Origin of the sequence: Burkholderia territorii (genome assembly GCF_902833055.1) — a bacterium.
Taxonomy (GTDB): Bacteria; Pseudomonadota; Gammaproteobacteria; order Burkholderiales; family Burkholderiaceae; genus Burkholderia; species Burkholderia territorii.
The window spans coordinates 1-529 of the sequence record NZ_CADFEJ010000102.1; the positions used below are offsets into that span (position 1 = coordinate 1).

Consider the following 529-nt stretch of genomic DNA (forward strand, 5'->3'; position numbering starts at 1 on the left):
CCGCCCGGCTCGACCCGGGCAGCCCGGGCGCGCTGATGTCCTTGACGATCGCATAGCCGGCAAGCACGGAAAGGGCATCGGCCTCGGGCACGTCGCGGCATCGCTCGCCGAAGATCAGCACCAGCTCCGTCTCGTAGTCGAATTCGCGATCCATTCGCGTGGGCAGCGTCACCTCGCCCCGATGGTGATTGAGGGCGTTCGCGTACTTGGCGAACAGCGGCGGCGCCTTGGGAACCGGCGTGCCTGTCTCGGCGGCATGCGCCTGATAGTTGAAGCCCACGCAGACGATTTTCGAGGCCGGGTGACGAGCGGTGCAAACACGACATCGGCCGCCTCCAGGCCCGCGTGGCCCCCTTTGGAGCGGACCCGCTCGACGATCGCGCGCAACTGGTCCGCCAGGCCATTATGGATCAGGTCGTCGATATCCGCGGGCGCCGGCAGGTTCAGCTCGCGTGCCGCGCGCGTGATGTTCACTATCCTGCCGTCGATCTCCGCGCCGAGCGCCAACGCGCCATCGGCACGCAGATTG

At 67.7% G+C, this 529-nt stretch carries 2 protein-coding genes; one reads left to right on the forward strand and one right to left on the reverse strand.

Translation table 11 applies throughout. The features are described from left to right. A partial coding sequence (locus HW466_RS32065) for a fumarylacetoacetate hydrolase family protein (RefSeq protein WP_244138252.1) occupies positions 1-280 on the reverse strand: 280 nt, incomplete at its 3' end. Positions 281-345: 65 nt separating this feature from the next. On the opposite strand from HW466_RS32065, the gene HW466_RS32070 reads away from it, so the two are divergent. Beyond that, the coding region (locus HW466_RS32070; protein WP_244138253.1) for a hypothetical protein at positions 346-529 on the forward strand (184 nt) is incomplete at its 3' end.